Here is a 21292-nt window from a genome sequence, read left to right as displayed (position 1 = left end):
TTCGTTACGGGGAGTGCCCGGCGAGGCTCCGCGCGCACAGCGCGTCCGATCCGGGGTTGGGAGGCGCAAGCGTAACCACGCGTGGCGTTGAGTCAATCCCCAGAACCGGCAGGACCACTCCACAAGGGCCAGTGTCACCCTGGGTGATCGATCGTGCACGCCCGAGGTCGTTGTCGCGTCACGCTCTCTGGCCTACTATCCGCTCACACCCGATACGGCTGATGGAGATATCGAGCTGCGGGGGACATCGACTCGCGGGGATTCACCAGGCCAGGAGGTAGCCGATAGTGGGGCACTTCGAACGCGCCTTGGGGATCATTTCGTGAATGTCGAGTGGAGAAAGATCAGCGACTGGCGCAACTGGCGCCTGCCCGTCAAGCTCGGCGTCGTGCTGCTCGTCCCGGTGGCGGTGGCCGTCGGCGCGGGCACTCTGCAGATCTCCGGTTACGTCGACCGGTCCAACAACTACGTGCAGATGCAGGGCCTGGTGCGGCTGAGGGCGGATCTCGCGCCTTTGATCTCCAGCGTCCAGCAGGAGCGCACGCTCGCCGCGCAGAGCACGACCAGCGGTTCGGGCGTCGGCGCCTACCAGAACCAGATCAGCGCCACCGACAACGCCGCCTCGACGGTGCGCCGCCGGATCGACCGCACCGACGGCGTCAGCGACGTCTCCCGCCAGCGCTTCGCCGAGGTCGGCGGCCAGCTGGAGACGCTCAAGAACCTGCGGGAGAAGGTCGCGCAGGGCGGCGACGGCGGTGACCCGTCCGGCGGCACCTACGGCTACACCGCGATCATCAAGTCGCTGCTGGACTTCGAGCAGGCGCTCGTCGGCCAGTTCAACGACAACGCCATCTCGGGCACCGCGACAGCACTGCACAACATGGTCATCGCGCAGGAGCAGGTCTCGCTGCAGCACGCGTTCGTGCTGGCCGGCATCGGCCGCGGCAAGCTCCTCGGCCCCGAGGTCCGCGCGCTGGAGCAGTCCGACATCCGCCTGCAGGACCGCCTGAACGACTTCCAGGCCATCGGTACCACCGAACAGCGCCGCATCTACGACCAGACCGTGACCGGTGCCGCCGTCGCGATCCGCTCCGCGCTGGTGGAACGCGCGCTCACCCAGCCGGAAGGCACCCCGCCGCCCCCGACGCGTCCCGGCCAGCCCAAGCCGCCGCAGGAGTTCGGCATCGCCGTCGACGACTGGAACAAGTCGTCCGGCACCACCGCGCGCCTGATGGAACAGGTCGTCCGCGAACTGCAGGACGAGCTCGCGAACACCGCCGGCGCCCTGCAGGACGACACGTCCAACAAGGCGGGCGCCGCCGCGGTCATCCTGCTCGCGATGCTGCTCATCGCCGGCACGCTCGGCTTCGTCATCGGCCGCTACCTGCTGCGCTCGCTGTCCGAGCTGCGCCGCTCCGCCCTCGACGTGGCGCACCACCACCTCCCCGAGGTCGTCGCCGCCATCCGCGCCGACCGCAAGCCCGACACCGAGATCGAACCGGTGCCCGTGCACACCAGCGAGGAGTTCGGCCAGCTGGCCCGCGCGTTCGACGCCGTGCACGAGCAGGCCATCCGGGGCGCGGTCGAGCAGTCGTCGCTGCGGTCGGGGATGAGGAACATCTTCGTCAACCTGTCGCGCCGCTCGCAGGGCCTCGTCGAGCGCCAGCTCAAGCTCATGGAGGAGCTCGAGCGCCACGAGGAGAACCCCGAGCAGCTCGCGAACCTGTTCAAGCTCGACCACCTCGCGACGCGCATGCGGCGCAACAACGAGAACCTGATGGTGCTGTCCGGCAGCGACGTCGCCCGCCGGTTCCACCAGCCCGTCCCGCTCGCGGACGTGCTGCGCGCCGCCGCGTCGGAGATCGAGCACTACCAGCGGGTCGTCGTGAAGTCGACGCCGTCGGTCGAGATCGTCGGCTACGCGGCCAGCGACCTCGTGCGTCTCGTCGCGGAGCTGCTGGACAACGCCACCGCGTTCTCCGCGCCGACGACCCAGGTCGTGATCGGCTCGCGGATCGACCAGCAGGGCGCCGTGCTCGTCGAGGTCGCCGACCAGGGCATCGGCATGGGCCCGGCCGAGCTCACCGAAGCCAACGAGCGGCTCTCGACCGGCACCGAGGAGGACGTGCCCGTCTCGCGCCAGATGGGCCTGTTCGTCGTCGGCAGGCTCGCGGGCCGCCACGGCATCACCGTCCGGCTGCGCGGCGCGGGAGAGGGCCGTGAGGGCCTGCGCGCGTTCGTGCTCGTGCCCGCGGAGCTCGTGCGCTCGCACGAGGAGGCCCCGGCGCCGTCCCAGCCGCGGCACGCCGCGCTGCCCCAGCCGAAGCCCGCCCTCCCCAGGCAGCCGCACGTCGTCGTGAAGACGCCGAACCTGGCGCCGCCACCCGCACCCGCGCCGGTCATCGACAGCCCGCGCGAGTCCGCCGAGTGGTCGTCGTTCCGCGGCGCCGCGATCGACGAGTCGCTGCCCCAGCGCGCACCGCGACCCGCGTCGGCTCAGCACAACGGTGTGCCGCACGAGTCGCCAAACGAGACGACCTCCTCCTGGTTCAGGGGTGCGATCTCGGGCGAACCGGTCAACGGTGATCATTCGCCGGCACGATCCCATCCCGGACCCTCACCCGCGTCGTCACCGTCGGTAGTGGCATCCTGGTTCGGCAAGAAGCCCGGGGGTACGGTCTGGGAACAGGCCGGAGACCCCGTCACGGACGCGGGGGAGACTGATGCCGGGTTGCCGAAACGGGCGCCGCGCAAGAACCTGCTCCCCGACCTCGTGGAACATTCCGAGAACAATGCGCGTCCCGCTGTGAGCCAGAAGCGCGATCCGGAACGAGCGCGAGGCTTTCTCGCCAGCTACCAGACGGGCCTGCGCCAGGCGCCGCTCGGCGGCAACGGGAACAGAAGCGGCCAGGGGAACGGCCAGTACAACGGGGAGAAGGCATGAGCACGCCTCAGTCGCGCCAGGTCGACCAGTTCGGCTGGTTGATCACGAACTTCACCGATCGCGTGGCCGGTGTCGCCCACGCGATCGTGATCTCGGTGGACGGCTTGCTGCTCACCAAGTCGACGGGTCTGCCGCCGGAGCGCGCAGACCAGTTGTCCGCCATCGCGTCGGGAGTCACGGCCCTCACGGCGGCCGCCTCGCGATGCTTCGAAGGTGGCGGAGTGTTGCGCACCGTGATCGAGATGGACTACGGGATCATGCTTCTCATGTCCATTCGCGACGGCTCTTGTCTGGCGGTACTCGCCGCCCCCGACAGCGACGTCGGCCAGGTCGCCTACGAGATGACCGTGGTCGTCGACCAGGTGGGCCAGATCCTCACCCCCGAACTGCGAGCGCAGCTGCACAGCGTGAGGTGATTCATGAGTTCCTCCCCAGACGCGCACCGACGGCGAAAGCGGGCTGAAACGCCCGCCGAGCAGACGTTCGCCGACCTGATGAACGGGTTCTCCCTGAATTCGGGCCGGAAGCGGGCGCCCACGCCGGACCAGGTGCCCGTGCGGGAAGCGACTCCCGTTGTACCGCAGGAAGATGTCCGGGTGTTCGAGCCCTCCGCACAGGAGGCTCACGACGCCTCGATCGTTCGTGCATATGCCTGGACGGGTGGGCGCACTCGGTCGAACATCGACCTCGAGATCGAGACACTTGTCTCCGCCAATGATCAGAGTCGGCAGTCTGCAGGTATCTTGCAGGCTGAGCACCAACGCGTTGTCGAGCTGTGCCACTCCCCGCGATCCGTCGCGGAGGTGGCCGCACTGATGCGCCTCCCGCTGGGAGTCGTGAAGGTGCTGCTCGGCGACATGGCGGAACGAGGCCTGGTGGACGTGCACCAGACCGCTTCCGCAGGCGGTGACACGCCAGACCTCGGGTTGATGGAGAGAGTGCTTAGTGGACTACGTCGGCTCTAGATTTCCCGAATTCGGCCCTCCCGGGCCGCCCGGTCGGGAGCTGACCTCGGCCAAGATCGTCGTCGCCGGCGGCTTCGGCGTGGGCAAGAGCACCTTCATCAGGTCCATCGTGGAGAACGATCTCCTGACGATGAACGCACTCCCGCCGGAACGCGCGGGTGCCGTGACAGAGCTGGTGCGCATCCAGTTCGGCCGCGTGTGGCTCGATCCGGGCCTCGCACTGCACCTCTTCGTGGCCCCGCAGTGGCAGGACCCGCGCGCGGGCTGGGGCGACGTGGTGCGCGGCGCCGTCGGTGCCGTGGTGCTGTTCGACGTGATGCGCCCTGCGGACTCCGTGGACGCGATGCGGTACTTCGAGGACCACCGGATTCCCTACGTGCTCGCTCTGAACAACGTGCACTCCTCGGTCCGGTCGGACGTGAAGGCCATCATCCGCGGGATGGGCATCTCGCCCGACGTTCCCGTGGTGAACTGCGACCCGCGCGTGCGGCTTTCCGTGCGGGAGACGCTGATCTCGCTGACCGAGCACGCGAAGCTGGACCGGTGGCGCCGGCGGGCCGGGCCGGACGAGACCACTCCGCTCGCGCCTGTCTGCTGACTTGGAGCTTCTCCGAGCGCTCACACGTTCTGGTTGACGTACGCATGAATTCAGGCTGGAAGGCATTCGCCTTCCAGCCTGAATTCATGTTGGGCTCGTACGCAGAAGGCGATGAAGTGACCACCGCGCGGCGTCTGGACGGCTACACGCTGGACGACTGGGAGAGTCTTGACCCCCAAGAGGGCCGGCGCATCGAGCTGGTCGACGGGCGGTTCGTCGTGAACGCCGCGCCCGCCATGAGGCATCAGCGGGTAACTGGCCGGCTCCAGACCCTCCTCGACGCGGCTGTCGCGCGCGAGGGCATGGAAGCGCTGACTGCGATCGCCGCCCGCGTCGACAGAACTCCCGGTTACATCCCTGATGTCGTCGTGACCTCGGAGTTCATCGATGCGGGTTCGGTCGATGTCCGAGATGTGACACTGGTCGTTGAGGTGGTCAGCCCGTCCACGAAGAAGAACGACAGGCTGGAGAAGCCTGCGGCGTTCGCAGCTGCGGGCGTGGAACGCTACTGGCGCGTGGAGATGGTCGGCGTCGTTGATCCGACCATCTACTGCTACGAGCTGGACGAAGGCGTCTACTCGTTGGTGGCGACGTTGACCTCCGGTGCGGCGGGGACAGTGGCGATCACCAGCACGGTGTCGGTGACGTTCGACCCGGCTGACCTCACTCGGGGCCGTCGCTGAGCGAAGCCTGAGGCCGCAGGTCGGCCAGCTGCCGGGTGTGCACCGGTACGTGGTTCCCGGCGAGACCGTTGACCAGATCGGCGAGTGCGACCGGCTGGTCCAGCACGACCTCGTCGTCGGACATCAGGAACGACGGCACCAGAACCGCGGCGGCCTGCTCGCTGAGCTGATCGGCGATGTCGCAGAGCACGGCCGCCTGGTGGCGGACGTGGCTGATCAGGCCGGCTCTGCCGGAGTGCTCGGCGATGATCCGGTCGAGGTTCCAGCGGTCGAGGCAGATCCGGTTGTCGAAGGTGGGGCGTGCGCCGGACGCGACGCCGAGTGCGACGGCGGCGGTCGCCGCGTCGACGCTGAGGACGTGCGCCAGCACCTGGTCGGCGTTCCAGTCTCCGTCCGCGGCCTCACCGAGGTCGGGTGCCGCGGCCACGTCGAGGAACTTCTTGTAGGCGCTGCGCAGTGCGGTCGTGTCCATCGGGTACGTCCCTGTCGATGTCAGAGGTGATGTGCAACCGATGGTTGCACTTCCTGCCGTGTATCGCAACCGTCTGGTTGCACATGCCGGTTGACAAGATCGCTACGATAGTTTCAGTGTCGACCGAAAGGGATCACTGAGATGAGCGTCGGACGCGAGACCCGTCTGTCGGCCTGGATCGAGCGGTTCGCGGCCCACTTCGCCGAGGAGGGCATTCCGCTGATCGGCGGCCGCATCCTCGGCTACCTGCTGGTGTGCCAGCCGGTCGAGCGCACCGCGGCCGAGCTCTCGCAGGAGCTGGAGGCCAGCAGCGGGTCGATCAGCACGAACCTGAAGTACCTGGTCAACGTCGGCCTGGTGACCAAGCGGACTCGGCGCGGGCGGCAGGCGGCCGAGTACCGGATCAACGAGAAGGCCTGGACGGACTTCATCCAGCGCAAGCTCAACGCGATCGCCAGCGTCCAGACGCTCACCGAGGACGGCATGCGCCTGCTCAGCGGCGACCCCGAGCGTTCGATGCGGCTGAGGACCGTCGACCACATCTACGGTTGGCTCTCAGAGGAACTGCCCGCTTTGTGGGAGCGCAGGCCCGCCGCACCGAAGTAGCGTGGTGCCATGTGGCACCCGTTTCGCGATGACATCGAGTACTACGAGGAGCGGGCCCGGGGTCTGCTCGCCTCCGCGTGGGACGGCGTGCCGGGTGCGCTGGAAGTCTTCGACGACGTGCCGCTGACGGACGAGGGCGCGCACATGGTGCTCGCCAGGGCCCACGGCTGCGAGGACTGGAAGGCGCTCAGGGCCAACATCCGCAAGCCGCGCCCGTTCGCCCGCGCCTACCAGGCCATCGAGATGCAGAACCCCGGTGAGCTCAAGGCGATCATCACGCGCGACCCGTGGCTCGTGAAGGCCAGTGGCACCAACGGGAACGACCTGCTGGGGCTCGCGACGGCGAAGTGCGACGAACGCCTCGTCGAGGTGTTGCTCAACGACGGCGCGGACATCGACCACCAGAACGTCCACGGCTGGACGGCGTTGCACCAGGCGGCCTACGCGAACCTCCCGGGCCTGGCCGAGCTGCTGCTCGCCAAGGGGGCCCGCACCGACCTGGACGCACGGGGCGAGGGCGGCACACCGCTCACGGTCGCGTTGTTCTGGGGCAACGTCACAACAGCCGAACTCCTGGCGCGGCACGGAGTTCACCCGCCCAACCTGCGCACCGCGGCCGGCCTGGGCGACCTCGAACTGGCCACCGAACCGGAGGCCAGGCGCGGCTACTACCGGCCGCACAGCGGTTTTCCGCGCTGGTGGCCGACGAACGACCCGCAGGAAGTGCTCGACGAGGCGTTGTCGTGGGCCGCCCGCAACGACCGCACCGAGATCCTGGGCGACCTGCTCAAGCGCGGCGCCAGGATCGACGCGGACGTCTACCGCGGTACGGCGCTCGCGTGGGCGGCCTGGTGCGGGCTGGAGAACGCCACCCGCACGTTGCTCGACCTGGGTGCTAATCCCAACCAGCGCACGACTTTCGGTGGTCCGATGCACGGCGAGGGCGTGACGGCGCTGCACCTCGCGGCCGAACGCGGCCACCTGCGGGTCATCCGCGTCCTGCTCGACGCGGGCGCCGACCGCACCATCACCGACGTGAACTTCGAGGCCACGCCCGCGAACTGGGCAGGCCACAACGACCAGGGTGAGGCTCAGGCCTTGCTGAGCGCCTGATCGTCCGAAGCGGGCAGCTCGACCTCGTGCGTGCGCTCACGCGACGACGTCCACAGTGCCGCCGTGGCAACGACGACCGCGCCGGCGCCGAGCACGTGGATCGACACGAGCACCTCGGGCACACCCGTCCAGTACTGGACCATGCCCAGAACGCCCTGAGCGAGCACGACGCCGACGAGCGTCCAGTACGAGCGGGTGCGGGTGAAGAACCCGACCGCGATCAGCAGGCCCAGGAACAGGAACAGCAGGTCCGCGTGGATCTGCGCGAGCGTCTCCACCTCGACGCCCAGGCGCGGCGTCGACGCGTCACCGGCGTGCGGCCCGGCGGCCGTCACCCAGGTGCCGGCGAGCAGCAAAGCGCCCAGCACGACGGCCATGACGACCTGAAGCCTCATCAACGGCGCCGGCACCTTCAGCCGGACCGGGCCGTCGCCCTCGGACAGCGAGCTCACGAGGAGCACGGCCATCCACACCAGGCCCATCGAGATCATGAAGTGGATGGACACGGTGTACCAGGCGAGGCCCGTCAGCACCGTGATGCCGCCGACGACGGCCTGCACGGCCACGCCGACGAGCTGGACGAGCGAGAGCACGAGCACCCGCCTGCGTCGCGGCAGGTGGAACCACGCCGCCAGCACGCACAGACCCGCGATGATGCCGACGACACCGGTCAGCGTGCGGTTGCCGAACTCGACCCACTGGTGCAGGGCCGCGACCTCGGGGTGCTCCACCGGGACGACGCTGCCGTCGACGCACTCGGGCCACGTCGGGCAGCCGAGCCCGGAGCCGGTCACGCGGACGATCGACCCGGTGACCGCGATTCCGGCCTGCGCGATGACGACGGCAATCGCGAACGCGCGCTGCCAGGACACGAGGAAGGCGGTCAGCTTCGACACGCCACTGATGGTAGGTCTCGCTAGGTGAGTCGGGTCGTCCGGGTAGCCACAGCGCCCGCGACAACACCCCAGGCCACGAGCACTGCGACGGGGCCCACACCCGGAGCCGTGCCGTGCACCACAGAGGTTTCCAGGGCCTGGGCCAACGCCGCGGACGGCAGCAGGTGCACGAACCCGACGGGCACCGACAGCGCCACACCGCCGACCATCAGCAGCACGAACCAGATGATGTTCGCCAGCGCCAGCACGACGTCGGCCCGCAGCGAACCACCCAGCAACACACCCAGCGCGCCGAACGTCAGCGTGCCCAGGACGATCAGCAGCACCACCCACGGCAGGCCGCTCAACGGGAAGCGCCAGCCCAGGAACAACGCCGTGACGGCCAGCAACGCGATCTGGAGCGCGACCACGACCAGCGCGCCGCAGACCCGTCCGGCGACGAGCAGCCAGCGGGGCAGCGCCGAGGCCGAAAGCCGCTTCAGCACGCCGTAACGCCGGTCGAAGCCCAGCGCGATGGCCTGTCCGGTGAAGGCGGACGAGATGATCGCCAGCGCGAAGATCCGCGCGGTGGCGGAACCGACCCGCGGCTCCGGCATCGGGATCACCGACATCAGTGACAACGCCACCAGCAGCGCCAGCGGGATGATCACGGTGAGCAGGATCTGCTCGCCGTTGCGCAACGTCAGCATCGCCTCGGTGCGCGCGTGCACGAACAGCATGCGAGGCAGCGACCCGCGGCCGGGCGAGGGTGTGAAGGTGCCGGGAGCGAAGGTGGTCATGAGCGCAGCTCCCTGCCGGTCAGCTCCAGGAAAACGTCTTCGAGGCTGCGCTTGGCCACCGTCAGCTCCTCGGCCAGCACGCCCTGCTGCGCGCACCACGAGGTGACGGTCGAGACGACCTGCGGGTCGATCAGACCCTCCACGACGTACGCGCCCCGCGTCACCTCGCGCACCTTCAGCCCCTCGGGCAGTGCGGCGGACAGCAACGTGGTGTCGAGACCGGGCCGGGCGCGGAACCGCAGCTGCTGGTCGTCCGGCCGGTTCGCGGTCAGTTCGGCGGGCGAGCCCTGCGCGACCACGCGGCCCTCGTCGATGATCACGACGTCGTCGGCCAGAGACTCGGCCTCGTCCATGAGGTGGGTCGTCAGGAGCACGGTCACGCCGTCGTCCTTGAGAGCGGCCACCAGGTCCCACACCAGACGGCGTGCCTGCGGGTCCATGCCCGCGGTCGGCTCGTCCAGGAACACGAGCTCGGGACGGCCGATCAACGCGCACGCGAGCGACAACCGCTGCTGCTGGCCGCCGGAGAGCCTCTTGTACGGGGTGCGCACCGCGCCACCGAGCCCGAGGACGTCGATCAGCCACTTCGGGTCGTGCGGGTTCTTCGCGCACGCGGCCACGAGGTTCAGCATCTCCTCGGCGCGGATGCCGGGATACCCGCCACCGCCCTGCGGCATCACGCCGATGCGGGGCCGCAGCGCCTCGGCGCCGGCCGGGAGGCCCAGCACGCGCACCGAGCCGTCGTCGGCAGAGCGGAAGCCCTCGCAGATCTCGACGGTCGTCGTCTTGCCCGCGCCGTTGGGCCCGAGCAGGGCGAGAACGGTGCCGGGCTGCTGAACGAGATCGAGGCCGTCGACGGCGGTCTTCGAGCCGTATCTCTTGACCAGCCCCGACACTTCCACCGCAGGCTGGGGATTCGGGCTCACGAGCACGCAGCCTAGGCGGTCGGGACGATCCTCACGCAGCTGGGTCATTCGGCCCATTCGGAGAAGCACAGCTGAAAAAGGTGGGGCTAGCCCTACCCCGGTGACTCAGGGACACCTCAGGGTTCGCTCGGGGGAGTTCCCCATTGGTTGATCACGGCTTTCACAAGAGACTTTTCCCGTGATCCAAGCGGGGGAGAAAAGACGGGGACTGGTGGTCGGGGGACTGGTGTTCTCACTGGTCCCGATTTTCTACCTGCATGTGATGTCGGCAGGGCAGCTCAACCCGGTCACGGACGTGATCAGCGACTACGTGTTCGTGGACAACGGCACGGGCTGGCTCGCGGCGACGGCTCTTAGCCTCGCGGCCGTCTCGGCGTTGCTCGCCGTCAACCTGCGCGGTGTAGGCAGGTCAGCGCAGTGGCTGATCGGCATCTGGTCGGCAGGTCTGACCGTGTCGACGATCTTCCCGACCGATCCGACGGGGGCGCCGACGTCCATGTCGGGCTACATCCACCGGTACGCCGGCGCGGTCATGTTCATGGCGTTGCCGGCGGCGGGCGTGCTCATCGCCCGCAAATTTCCGGCCCTGCTCGGTGTCGCAATAACGGCGAGTGTCTCCAGCGCGGCTTTTCTGGTCAGTCACGTCTCCTTCGCCGGTTTCGAGGCACGCGGACTTACGGAACGCGTTTTGTTCGCATCGCTTTACGGACTCCTTTTCGCCATCGCGGCACTACAGGTGAGGCGCACCTCATGACCATGCTCGCCATCACGCTCGCCGTGTTCGGTGCCGTGTGCTTCGCCCTCGCGGCCCGCCTGCAGCACGACGCGATCGCCTCGACCGGAGCCCGTGCCAGTGTCCTGAGGCAGCCCCGGTGGCTCGGCGGGCTCGCGCTGCTCATCGCCGGTGCCGGGGTGCACGCCGCCGCGCTGGGCATGGCGCCGTTGACGGTCGTGCAGCCGATCGGTGTGCTCGCGATCGGCATGACCGCGTTGATGGAGCGCCGTTTCCGCGAGTTGCCGGCGATCCTGCTCACGACGGTGGGCGTGGGTGCGTTCGTGTTGCTCGCCTCGGGCAGTGCGACCGCGACCAAGGTCGTGCCGGACATCGAACTCACCGCCGGACTCGTGGCTCTCGGCCTGATCGCGGTGCCGGGCGTGATCGCAGCCCTTACATCGAACGCACGCGTTCGCGCTGTGGCGTTCGCATCAGCCGGTGGCGTCGCATACGGCTACGTGTCGGTGCTGATGCGCGCCGTCTCCCAGTCCGTGCAGCAAGGCGGTTTCGGGCTCTCGCACCTCGCGTCCGTGCTTGGCATCGCCCTCTCACTCGCCGTCGGAGGCTGGCTGGTCCAGCACGCCTACGCCGGCGGACCCCCTCATCTCGCCGTCGCCTGCCTGACCGTGGTGGACCCGCTGGTCGCCGTCGGCCTCGGCGCGTTCCTGCTCGGCGAAGCCGCGCATCTGTCTCCTGTGACCGGTGTCGCGCTGTTCGCCTGCGCTCTCGCCGCCGTTTGCGGCGTGTTCGCACTTGCTCGTCAACCTCGTGAAAACATCCGAACGGAGCTTCTCGTGAACACCTCCAGTGCGCTTCGCGTCGTCATCGCCGCCGACACGTTCCCGCCGGACGTCAACGGTGCCGCGCGATTCGCGCAGCGCCTGGCGGTCGGCCTCGCCGAGAAGGGGCACGACGTCCACGTCATCGCCCCGGACTCGCCCAGGGCCACGGAGATCCCCGGTGTGACGGTCCACCGGCTCCGGTCGCACCGGCTGCCGTTCTACCCGGACTTCCGCTTCTGCCTGCCGTGGCAGGCCTCCGAGGAAGCCGACGCGCTGGTCAAGTCGCTGAAGCCGGACGTCGTGCACGTGCAGGCGCACTTCGTGGTGGGCCGGTTCGTCCTGAACTCCGCCGTCGCCCAGGGCATCCCGACGCTCGCCACGAACCACTTCATGCCGGAGAACCTGTTCAGCCACGCCCACGTGCCGGCGTTCCTGCAGGGCATGGCCCGCAAGTTCGCCTACCGCGACCTGGCCCGCGTCTTCGGCCGCGCCGACGTGGTGACCGCGCCGACCCCGCGCGCCGTGCAGCTGTTGCACGACAGCGGTTTCCCGGCGGTGGCGGTGCCCGTGTCGTGCGGCATCGACATCGCCCGCTACCAGCGTTCCGTGACGCACAACGACCGGCCGACCGCGTTGTTCGTGGGCCGCCTGGACGAGGAGAAGCGCGTCGACGAGTTCCTGCGCGCCCTGGCCCGCGTGCCCGGCGCGTTCGGCGAGATCGTCGGCGACGGCACCTGCAAGGCGGAGTGGGAGCTCCTGGCCCGCGACCTGGAGATCACGGACCGCGTGCGCTTCCACGGCTTCATCTCCGAGGACGACCTGCTCGACGCCTACGCCCGCTGCGACCTGTTCGTCATGCCCGGCGTCGCGGAGCTGCAGAGCCTCGCCACGATGGAGGCGATGGCGGCGGGCAAGCCGGTGATCGCCGCGAACGCCATGGCGCTGCCGCACCTCGTGCACTCCGGCCGCAACGGCTGGCTGTTCGAGCCGGGTGATGTGAACCAGCTGGCCCAGCGCCTGCACACGCTCGTGCACGACGCGCCGATGCGGGCGCGGATGGGCGCGGCCAGCAGCGAGATCATCTCGCACCACGCGCTGGCCACGACGCTGGAGCGCTTCGAGGCGCTGTACGCGCGGGCGATGGGTCAGACGGCGCCGGTCATCGCACTGGCGGCCTGACCGCTCAGGGGGTTCACCTGCCCGGCCGCGTCACGCGGCCGGGCAGGTGGTCTTGTCGCGCGGCACGTCAGCCCTCGTCGGCGGGGAAGTCGGCGGACGCGCTGACCGCGGCCCACCTTCTCGGTCTCGGCGCTGCGCCGGGCCTCCGCCGCCAGCACCGTCTCGACCGCGGCGGCACCCAGCACGAGGCGGCGCGGCGGCTCGTCCGAGGCGACGACGTCGAGGATCACCTTCGCCGCGCGGGCGGGGTCGCCGGGCTGCCTGCCGTCGGTCTCGTCGCGGAAGCGGTTGATCGCCCCGAGGGTCTCCTCGTAGTCGGGGCCGACCTGGTGGCGGACCATCGACGAGCCCTGCCAGTCGGTGCGGAACGCCCCGGTTCGACGATCACGACCCGCACGCCGAAGGGCGCCACCTCGTTCGCCAGCACCTCGGAGAAGCCCTCCACCGCGAACTTCGCGGTCTGGTAGGCGCCCATCCCCGGCGTGCCACCCGCGCGGCCGCCGACGGACGAGAACTGCAGGAAGGTGCCGGACCGCTGCCGGCGCAGCACCGGCAGCGCCGCGCGGGTCACGTTCACGACGCCGAACAGGTTCGCCTCCACCTGGGCGCGGAAGTCGGCCTCGGACATCTCCTCGATGGGCGCGCTGTTGGCGTGGCCGGCGTTGTTGACGACCACACGGTCGCGCAGGAGATGCCCGCGCTGCAGCCCGGTCCTGCCGCCGCGCTCGTGGTCGAGACGTTCCTGCACGGCGTCGGCGCCTGAACCCCCTGTGACGAGGGTTGTGCCCGTCCCGGGCATTCCGCGCTGCCTCCAGCGTCATAAGTGTCATAGAAAGTGACCGCACCGTGGCCGACCCGGCGATCCGGCAGCGGCGTGAGGAGCTGGACGCGCGGATGGACGACGTCGCGCGAGTCGAAGCGCCGGTAGACGGTCCGCTTGTCCACCCCCGCCGCTTCGGCGACGTCGGCGATGCGCGCGAGGGGGTCCGCCGCGAACACCCGTGCCGCCGCGCGCAACACCGCCTGGATGTTGCGCGTCGCGTCGGCCCTCATTTGAGCTTCGCCTCGATCCGCTGCGCCACGGCCAGTCCGGCCGGGGAGAGCGTGAGCTCCGAGGGGTGTTCACCCTCGCCCTGGATGAGGAACCGGTACAGCGACGCGTGGCCCTCCAGCCGTTCGCGCAACGTCGCCGCGACGTCGCAGCCGGGCGGGTAGATCGCCGGAACGGCCTCGTCGACGAGCTGCTCGCGCAGCCGGCGGCGTTCGATGCGGGGCACGTACCAGGGCGTGATCAGCAGCAGTGTCAGGCCGAACGCCAGCGCCGTGCCGATGACCGCCTGCCAGCCCCAGCCGCGCGGCCCGATGACCAGCAGCGCGTCGGCGATCACGAGGTAGCCGATGCCGTAGACCACGGCCCACCCGGCGGTCGCGGCGGCGGGAGGCTCGGCGCGTTCCGTGCCCCACACGCCCTCGACGCGGCGCCAGCGCTGCAGCGACTTGCCGCCCGTCAGCGCCATGCGGACGCCGAACGCTCCACAAAGGATCGATACGGGAATCACCAGCCACGGCTTGGTGTGCAGCTCGAACTGCCACACCGACCAGACCATCCCGGCCACCACCAGTGTCACCGCCGCCTGCTTCCAGCGCCGCTGGATGATCCGCCACGGCCGGAAGTCGGCCAGCACGGCGAGCGGGGTGCGGATCGGGGACGGCAGTGAGCCGAGGACGAGCAGCGCCGCCACGACGAACGCGACACCGGCCACCGTGATCGTGCCGGTCGTGATCTCCGCCGTGTCGTCGGGCAGCCTGTCGACGGCTATGGCCGCCAACGGGATCACCGGTGACAGCAGCACCAGGCCGTGCAGCATCGTGCCGCTGCGCAGTGCCGCGTAACCGAAGGCGCCGAGCAGACTGGCCGCGCCGAGCGCCGCGCCGGGACCGGCGGCCCACGGCGGCAGCATGCCGAACAACGCCATGACGACCAGCGCGCCACCGATCGCGAGACCCAGCAGTCCCAGGAACTGCGCGAGCCTGCCGCCGCGGGTCAGGCCGGTGATCGTCCAGTAGGGGAGCAGGGCGGCACCCCGCAGCACCCGCGTCACGGGCCTCACCGCGGCGAGCCCGGACCGTTCGGAGTCGGCGACCGTGACCGCCACCGCGGCCGCGGTCGCGGCCGTGCGGATCATCTGGTCCGACGCCGCCTCCTGGGTCAGCGGCTCCCGGCCGATGCCCGCGCGGTCGAACGCGTTCAGCGCCGACATGCCCAGCGTGACCGTGTGCTCCTGCGGATACTCCAGGCGCCGCAACAGGTCCGCGTGCTCCTCCAGGAACAGCTCGCCCCGCGAACGCTTGTCCGCGCCGTCACCGCGGTCGGCGATGATCGCGGCCCGCAGCCGGGGGAGCTCCTCGCAGATGATCCGCCAGTGCAGGCCCCACGCGGCGAGTTCGGCGAGCTTCATCGACGACGGCGACAGCTCGTTCTCGGTCTCGTAGATGCCCGCGAGCTCCTTCTTGGCCTCCTCGGCGCACACGGCGACCTGCACCGGCAGCTCCAGGCCGAACATCGCCGTGACGACCTGGTCGACGACGGCCTGCGCGCGTTCCTCAGCGGTGCGCCGGTCGCCCGCCGGCCGGCCCAGCAGGTCCATGCGCCGCAACCGCCGCGGGTCGAACAGCACGCGGCACAGCATCGTGGCGCCGTCCAGCCGGCCCCAGATCCAGTCGTTGACCCGCCACGACCGCTTGAGGAACCCGGAGAACCGCGACAGCGAGGCGCCGCCCGCCTTGTCGTCGGCCGTGATCGACTGCTTCGCGAACGCGTTGCGCGTCTGCAACGACACCTGCACCAGCTCGACCGGCGTGTCCATCCCGGCCGAGGCGTCGTCGGACAGGCACGTGCCGGCGATCTCCAGCGCCAGCAGGCGGCTCAGCCACCTCTCGCTGTCACCGAGCCCGGCCTCGGACGCCACCGCCGGGGCGTCGAGCAGCGCGTGCCAGCAGACCAGCCCGCCGAGCTTCAGCCGGTGCTCGTCGAGCGCGGTGATCACCTGCTGCGCCGCTCCGGCGATCCTGCCGATCTCGGCCACCTGCGCCCTGACCTCCAGACCGAGATGCCCGTCGATCATGTGCTCGTGGTAGCTCGCGAGCCTGCCGGTCCAGTAGGTCTCGCCGACCGAGTCGGACGGCTTCCAGTCGAACAGCTCGTCCCGCAGCCTGCGCAGTTCCGCGCGGACCCTGTGCAGCTCGCGGCGGGCCGCGGTGACCTCGCCGGCCTGGGCCTCCGGCACCACCCACACGATCCGCTTGAGCAGGTCGAGCACCGACGCCCCGAGGCGTTCGGCCATCGTGATGCCCCACTCCCAGCCCACGTCCTCGCGGCACACCACGCCCGGCAGCCGCACGCCCGGCACGTACGGCAGGACGCCGTGCAGCTTCTTCCACTTGCGCTGCGCGGTCTCGGCGGCCCGGCGCGCCCGTTCGAACGACCAGTTCGCCGGATTCCCTCCTGCCAGCGCGAACTGCTGCGCCGTCACCTGCCGTGCCGCGAGCCGGATCTCGACGTCCTCGTAGTGGCCGAAGAGCTTGTCCGCCAGGGAGTACACCTCGCCGACGACGTCCTCGCCGCCCGCGTGCAACCGCTCCAGCAACGCCATCCGGCCGCCCCTGCTGCCGGCGGCACGCCGGTTGTGCTCCTCGATCTTCTCGACGTAGGTCCGGCCCGCCTGGCTGGACATCGCGCCCAGCAGCCTGCCGCCGGACCCGACCGTCGTCGGTCCCTTGCCGGAGGTGTCGGCCACCGGCTCGGAACCCAGTGGCTCGGCGTGCGGGAAGACCAGCAGCATCACCCGCCGCACCGGCCCGTCCGCCGGCATCCGGTCGATGGCTTCGAGGGCCTCCTTCGTCGGCGTGTTCACGAGAACACCGCCGTCGACCGCGAACCTGCTGCGGTCGCCGCCGCCGGCCCAGCTGGCGACGTCCGCCATGTCCGGGCGGTCCGGCGTGGCCTGGCCGCCGACCGGGATGAAGCTCGGCTCGAACGCGAACGGGAAGCTGGCGCTCGACCGCGCGGCCAGCGCGAGCTGCCGCACGCGGTCGTCGAGCGTCGCGGCCGCGAAGTCGTCCCTGGTCTCCTCGGTGACCCAGTTGTAGGGGTCGCGGCGGAACGAGAACGAGCCCTGGTGCACCGACTGGGTCAGCGGCTGCCCCAGGTCGTCGTAGGTCACCGCCGGAACGCCGCCGAGCAGCGTGGTGGTGATCCGCAGGTCGATCGGGCGTTCGTCGGGCTCGGTCGGCTCGAAGTCCGCGGTGAGCCGGGCCAGCGCCTCCTGCAGCCGGGGCAGGAAGAACTCGTCGCCCTTGAGCAGCGATCCCGGCTGGCCGCGGAACGGCGTCCGCAGCAGCTGTTCCATCCGGCCCTGCTCGGCCCAGAGGTCACGCAGCCTCGTCAGGTCGGCCTGCTTGTTGACCTGCGACAACGCCAGCGCGGCGCCGTTGATGCCGCCCGCGGACGTGCCCGCGATGACGTCGGCCCTCGCCGTGCAGCCGACCAGGTCCAGCAGTGGCTGGTACACCGATCCAGGCCTGGTCAGGCGGTCGAGCTCCAGCACGACGCCGCCCATCCAGACGGCGAGGCTCACACCACCGTTGAGCACGACGGCGAACCGGACCTCTTCCCGCGACATGGGTTGCTCGGACATGCCACGTCACCCCCTCCGGCGACGATCTTCCCCCTGCTGGTCTCTCGTTCGCCGGAGGTTCGGGGTTACCGCCCGGTGGACGTCAGACCTGCCCGCCCCCGGCGGGGTCGGACCTCAGGAACGGCCCGACCCGCTTGCGCGCGATCAGCACGCAGATCGCGAACGTGATCACGGCACCGGCGACCGCCTGCGGCACGGTGTAGGCACGCCCGTCGAACGCGGAGCCGGTCGGCGGCAGGATGATCGCGATGATCGCCGACGTCACCATGGCGAACATCCGGAACTTCGGCCCGACCACGGCCGTGGCCAGCGGGATCGCCGCCCACAGCACGTACCAGGGCTGCAGCACCGGCCCGAGCACCAGGATCGCGCCGAGCGCCGCGCCCAGGCCGTTCATCGCCTTGATCCGGCCCTTGAAGCTGCGCCACAGCAGCCCGACCGTGATCACCACGGACACGGCCTGCCCGAGCAGCCGGGTCAGCGAGATCATCGCCTCGGTGTGGTTGCCGAGGCCGAGCAGGATGCCGGTGCCTGCACCCAGGAACCCGAGCGCGGTCGGCGGCGACATCCACGACTTCACGGTCGACGCGACGTTCAGCGTCTCGACCCAGCCGAAGCCGAACCCGGTGCCGAGGCAGATCACCACCACCCCGACGGCGGCTATGACGGCCATGATCCCGGCCACGATCGCCAGGTGCTTGAGCTGCCCGCCCAGCTTGCGCGCCACCAGCACACCGAGGAACCCGAGCGCGGCCATCGCGGGGATCTTCACCATCGCCCCGCACACGATGACCCCGGCGCCCAGCGTGATCCAGGTCCACTTCAACGGTTCCAGCCCGCGCATCGCGAGCTCCAGGCCGACCAGCATCAGGCCGAGGGCCAGGCCGTCGTTGTGCACGCCGATGACGATGTGGAAGAGCACCAGCGGGTTCAGCGCGCCCAGCCACAGCGCGCCGACCGGCGGCACCCCGAACCGGGTCGCGAGCCGGGGCAGCGCCCACACGATCATCCCCAGGCCGACCAGCACGAGCAGCCGGTGCACGAACACACCGGACACCACGTGGTCGCCGGTCAGCATCGCGGTCAACCGGCCGAACGCGAGGAACAGCGGCCCGTACGGCGCGGGCGTCTCCCGCCAGATGTTCGGCACACCGCGCGTTAGCACGTGGTCGACGCCCAGCGCGTTGGCCGGCCCCAGCTCGTACGGGTCGAGCCCGCGCGCCGCGATCTCGCTCTGCGCCAGGTACGAGTACACGTCCCGGGAGAACATCGGCACGCAGAAGACCAGCGGAACGGTCCACATCAGCAGCGTGCGGTCCATCTGGCCGCGCGAGATCAGCCTCGGCCGGCCGGGCTTCACGAACCGGCCCAGCGCCAGCCAGGCCGACACGATCATGAAGATGCCGGTCCAGACGACCCCCATCGCGACACTGGGCATCCTCGAGAAAAGTCCGAGAACGGGCACGCCGTAGAGCGGCGAGTAGATGGGTGCGGCGCCGCCACCGAGCGATCCGACGGTCAGCAGCAACGCGCCGATGGTGCCCCAGCGGCGGACGATGTCCAGCTGGCGACGCTCCCGACCGTTCAAGAGGTCGCTCTCCGGAGTTACAGCTCCGCCGTTCGTGGACATGCCAGGAGGGTATCGAGCCACGTTCAGCCGTGAGTCAGGTCACCCTGTGACCGCGATCTTTGCGACCTCCGGCTAAATACGCAACACTGGTGTTGTGAAAAACGCCGAGAGCCACCTTGACGCCGTGCATCAGCACGACGGCAAGACTCGGCGTGCTGTCGCCAGGCTCCTTCTGGAGCAGGGCCCGGTCACCGCGGCGAGCATCGCCGAGGAACTGGGCATCAGCCCCACGGCCGTGCGTCGTCACATTGACGCGCTGCTCGCGGACGGTGAGGCGACGACGAGGGACGCACCTCGGCAGACCCAACGCGGTCGTGGCCGTCCCGCGAAGTTCTTCCTGCTGACGGACGCCGGACGAGCCCGGTTCGGCCACGCCTACGACGACCTCGCGGTCGCCGCTGTCAGGTTCCTCGCCCAAACAGGCGGGGAAGAGGCTGTGCGCGCTTTCGCGCAGAGCCGTGTCGACGCGCTCGTGGACCGGCACCGTTCAGCGATCGTGGCCCAGGTCACGCCCGCCGAACGGGCGAAGGCCCTTGCGACCGCGCTGACCAGGGAGGGCTACGCTGCGTCGGCGCGAAACGTCGGGGTGGGTGAGCAGTTGTGCCAGCACCACTGCCCAGTCGCCCACGTTGCCGCCGAGTTCCCTCAGCTGTGCGAGACCGAGACGGAGACGTTCGCGAACCTCCTCGGTACCCACGTGCAGCGCCTCGCGACGATCGCCCGCGGCCACGCCGTGTGCACGACGCACATCCCGAACGTTCCACGGATCCCAGATGATGGAGGGGAGCCCGCATGACTACCGCTGCCGAGCAGCGCACGCCCACCACGGTGCAGTCTCCGCTCACGCAGGAAGAGACCATTGCGTCTCTCGGCAACTACGAGTTCGGCTGGGCCGACTCGGACACTGCCGGCGCGAGCGCTCGCCGAGGCCTCAGCGAGGATGTCGTCCGCGACATCTCGGCGAAGAAGAGCGAGCCCGAGTGGATGCTCGAGTACCGGTTGAAGGCGCTGAAGCTCTTCGACCTCAAGCCGATGCCGAGCTGGGGCGCTGACCTCTCTGGGATCGACTTCGACTCGATCAAGTACTTCGTGCGGTCCACCGAGAAGCAGGCCACCAGCTGGGAGGACCTGCCCGAGGACATCAAGAACACCTACGACCGCCTGGGCATCCCCGAGGCCGAGAAGCAGCGCCTCGTCGCCGGCGTCGCGGCCCAGTACGAGTCCGAGGTCGTCTACCACCAGATCCGCGAGGACCTGGAGCAGCAGGGCGTCCTCTTCCTCGACACCGACACGGCGCTGAAGGAGCAGCCGGAGCTCTTCCGGGAGTACTTCGGCTCCGTCATCCCCGCGGGTGACAACAAGTTCTCGGCGCTCAACGCCGCGACGTGGTCCGGTGGCTCGTTCATCTACGTGCCGAAGGGCGTGCACGTGGACATCCCGCTGCAGGCCTACTTCCGGATCAACACCGAGAACATGGGTCAGTTCGAGCGCACGCTGATCATCGTCGACGAGGGTGCCTACGTGCACTACGTCGAGGGTTGCACCGCGCCGATCTACTCCTCGGACTCGCTGCACTCGGCCGTGGTCGAGATCATCGTGAAGAAGGGCGGCCGCTGCCGCTACACGACGATCCAGAACTGGTCGAACAACGTCTACAACCTGGTCACCAAGCGCGCCAAGGCCGAAGAGGGCGCGACCATGGAGTGGGTCGACGGCAACATCGGCTCCAAGGTGACCATGAAGTACCCGGCCGTCTTCCTGATGGGCGAGCACGCCAAGGGCGAGGTCCTCTCGATCGCGTTCGCGGGCGAGGGCCAGCACCAGGACGCCGGCGCCAAGATGGTCCACATGGCCCCGCACACCTCCTCGACCATCGTGTCGAAGTCGGTGGCGCGTGGCGGTGGCCGCACGTCGTACCGCGGCCTGGTCCAGGTCAACAAGCGGGCGCACCACTCGAAGTCCACGGTGAAGTGCGACGCGCTGCTGGTCGACACCATCAGCCGCTCGGACACCTACCCGTACGTCGACGTCCGCGAGGACGACGTGCAGATGGGTCACGAGGCCACGGTCTCGAAGGTCTCCGAGGACCAGCTGTTCTACCTGATGTCGCGCGGCCTGAACGAGGACGAGGCCATGGCGATGATCGTGCGCGGGTTCGTCGAGCCCATCGCGCGCGAGCTCCCCATGGAGTACGCCCTCGAGCTGAACCGCCTGATCGAACTGCAGATGGAAGGGGCCGTCGGCTGA

Annotated in this window: 19 protein-coding genes and 1 pseudogene; 11 read left to right on the top strand and 9 right to left on the bottom strand. The window is 69.7% G+C overall.

Going from position 1 to position 21292, the window contains the following annotated elements; translation table 11 throughout:
- Positions 1 to 322 precede the first annotated feature (322 nt).
- From SK571_RS28295 to SK571_RS28275, 5 genes are read left to right on the top strand one after another with little or no spacing between them, the layout of a single operon-like run.
- A complete protein-coding gene (locus SK571_RS28295; RefSeq protein ID WP_319987118.1) occupies positions 323 to 2944 on the top strand; it encodes a sensor histidine kinase in 2622 nt (873 codons plus the stop codon).
- Entirely contained in the window at positions 2941 to 3360 is a 420-nt protein-coding gene (locus SK571_RS28290) for a roadblock/LC7 domain-containing protein (RefSeq protein ID WP_319987117.1), read from the top strand. The genes SK571_RS28295 and SK571_RS28290 overlap by 4 nt, the downstream gene beginning before the upstream one ends.
- A 3-nt stretch (positions 3361 to 3363) precedes the next feature.
- Positions 3364 to 3909: a DUF742 domain-containing protein gene (locus SK571_RS28285; RefSeq protein ID WP_319987116.1), complete on the top strand. Its 546-nt coding sequence runs from the start codon at positions 3364 to 3366 to the stop codon at positions 3907 to 3909.
- Positions 3890 to 4507: a GTP-binding protein gene (locus SK571_RS28280; protein WP_170176395.1), complete on the top strand. Its 618-nt coding sequence runs from the start codon at positions 3890 to 3892 to the stop codon at positions 4505 to 4507. Before SK571_RS28285 ends, SK571_RS28280 begins: the two co-directional genes overlap by 20 nt.
- A 44-nt stretch (positions 4508 to 4551) precedes the next feature.
- Positions 4552 to 5190 carry a Uma2 family endonuclease gene (locus tag SK571_RS28275; protein ID WP_319987115.1) on the top strand — a complete coding sequence of 213 codons (639 nt, stop codon included), beginning with the start codon at positions 4552 to 4554 and terminating at the stop codon, positions 5188 to 5190.
- On the opposite strand, the gene SK571_RS28270 is transcribed toward SK571_RS28275, so the two are convergent.
- Positions 5171 to 5662, bottom strand: a complete 492-nt coding sequence (locus tag SK571_RS28270; protein WP_319987114.1) for a hypothetical protein — start codon at positions 5660 to 5662, stop codon at positions 5171 to 5173. The genes SK571_RS28275 and SK571_RS28270 overlap by 20 nt on opposite strands.
- A gap of 141 nt (positions 5663 to 5803) precedes the next feature.
- Between SK571_RS28270 and SK571_RS28265 the strand changes: the two genes are divergently transcribed.
- Positions 5804 to 6268, top strand: a complete 465-nt coding sequence (locus SK571_RS28265; RefSeq protein ID WP_319987113.1) for a GbsR/MarR family transcriptional regulator — start codon at positions 5804 to 5806, stop codon at positions 6266 to 6268.
- Between the two features lie 9 nt (positions 6269 to 6277).
- The gene (locus SK571_RS28260) at positions 6278 to 7381 is read left to right on the top strand and encodes an ankyrin repeat domain-containing protein (protein WP_319987112.1); all 1104 of its coding nucleotides are present in this window, start codon (positions 6278 to 6280) and stop codon (positions 7379 to 7381) included.
- On the opposite strand, the gene SK571_RS28255 is transcribed toward SK571_RS28260, so the two are convergent.
- The 3 genes from SK571_RS28255 to SK571_RS28245 are packed head-to-tail and all read right to left on the bottom strand — an operon-like array spanning position 7360 to position 9958.
- Positions 7360 to 8277 (bottom strand): COX15/CtaA family protein, encoded by a 918-nt coding sequence (locus SK571_RS28255; protein ID WP_319987111.1) that lies wholly within the window; start codon positions 8275 to 8277, stop codon positions 7360 to 7362. The two genes, SK571_RS28260 and SK571_RS28255, sit on opposite strands and share 22 nt — an antisense overlap.
- A 20-nt stretch (positions 8278 to 8297) precedes the next feature.
- Positions 8298 to 9056, bottom strand: a complete 759-nt coding sequence (locus tag SK571_RS28250) for an ABC transporter permease (RefSeq protein WP_319987110.1) — start codon at positions 9054 to 9056, stop codon at positions 8298 to 8300.
- Positions 9053 to 9958 carry an ABC transporter ATP-binding protein gene (locus SK571_RS28245; RefSeq protein ID WP_319987287.1) on the bottom strand — a complete coding sequence of 302 codons (906 nt, stop codon included), beginning with the start codon at positions 9956 to 9958 and terminating at the stop codon, positions 9053 to 9055. Before SK571_RS28245 ends, SK571_RS28250 begins: the two co-directional genes overlap by 4 nt.
- Positions 9959 to 10160: 202 nt before the next feature.
- Between SK571_RS28245 and SK571_RS28240 the strand changes: the two genes are divergently transcribed.
- On the top strand, positions 10161 to 10736 hold the full coding sequence (locus SK571_RS28240) for a DUF998 domain-containing protein (RefSeq protein WP_319987109.1): 576 nt from the start codon (positions 10161 to 10163) through the stop codon (positions 10734 to 10736).
- The gene (locus tag SK571_RS28235) at positions 10733 to 12718 is read left to right on the top strand and encodes a glycosyltransferase (RefSeq protein WP_319987108.1); all 1986 of its coding nucleotides are present in this window, start codon (positions 10733 to 10735) and stop codon (positions 12716 to 12718) included. The genes SK571_RS28240 and SK571_RS28235 overlap by 4 nt, the downstream gene beginning before the upstream one ends.
- Here SK571_RS28235 and SK571_RS28230 read toward each other — a convergent pair.
- The 5 genes and pseudogenes from SK571_RS28230 to mptB form a co-directional block, all read right to left on the bottom strand.
- A complete protein-coding gene (locus tag SK571_RS28230) occupies positions 12685 to 13059 on the bottom strand; it encodes a Rossmann-fold NAD(P)-binding domain-containing protein (protein WP_319987107.1) in 375 nt (124 codons plus the stop codon). The two genes, SK571_RS28235 and SK571_RS28230, sit on opposite strands and share 34 nt — an antisense overlap.
- Positions 12945 to 13346 carry an SDR family NAD(P)-dependent oxidoreductase gene (locus SK571_RS46425; protein WP_406602043.1) on the bottom strand — a complete coding sequence of 134 codons (402 nt, stop codon included), beginning with the start codon at positions 13344 to 13346 and terminating at the stop codon, positions 12945 to 12947. The genes SK571_RS28230 and SK571_RS46425 overlap by 115 nt, the downstream gene beginning before the upstream one ends.
- A 287-nt stretch (positions 13347 to 13633) precedes the next feature.
- Positions 13634 to 13771 (bottom strand): annotated as a pseudogene (locus SK571_RS28225) (TetR family transcriptional regulator); the annotation flags it as partial.
- The gene (locus tag SK571_RS28220) at positions 13768 to 17415 is read right to left on the bottom strand and encodes a patatin-like protein (protein ID WP_319987106.1); all 3648 of its coding nucleotides are present in this window, start codon (positions 17413 to 17415) and stop codon (positions 13768 to 13770) included. The pseudogene SK571_RS28225 and the gene SK571_RS28220, both read right to left, overlap by 4 nt.
- A gap of 82 nt (positions 17416 to 17497) precedes the next feature.
- Complete coding sequence (gene mptB, locus SK571_RS28215) at positions 17498 to 19045, bottom strand: polyprenol phosphomannose-dependent alpha 1,6 mannosyltransferase MptB (RefSeq protein WP_319987105.1); 1548 nt, start codon at positions 19043 to 19045, stop codon at positions 17498 to 17500.
- A 76-nt stretch (positions 19046 to 19121) separates the two neighbouring features.
- Here mptB and SK571_RS28210 point away from each other — a divergent pair, with 76 nt between their 5' ends.
- The gene (locus SK571_RS28210; protein ID WP_406602048.1) at positions 19122 to 19841 is read left to right on the top strand and encodes a helix-turn-helix transcriptional regulator; all 720 of its coding nucleotides are present in this window, start codon (positions 19122 to 19124) and stop codon (positions 19839 to 19841) included.
- A complete protein-coding gene (gene sufB, locus SK571_RS28205; RefSeq protein ID WP_319987103.1) occupies positions 19838 to 21292 on the top strand; it encodes a Fe-S cluster assembly protein SufB in 1455 nt (484 codons plus the stop codon). Before SK571_RS28210 ends, sufB begins: the two co-directional genes overlap by 4 nt.

The organism is Lentzea kristufekii (assembly GCF_033949925.1).
GTDB lineage: Bacteria > Actinomycetota > Actinomycetes > Mycobacteriales > Pseudonocardiaceae > Lentzea > Lentzea kristufekii.
Note: the sequence above shows the minus strand (reverse complement) of the source record. Positions and strands in the feature narration are given on the sequence as shown.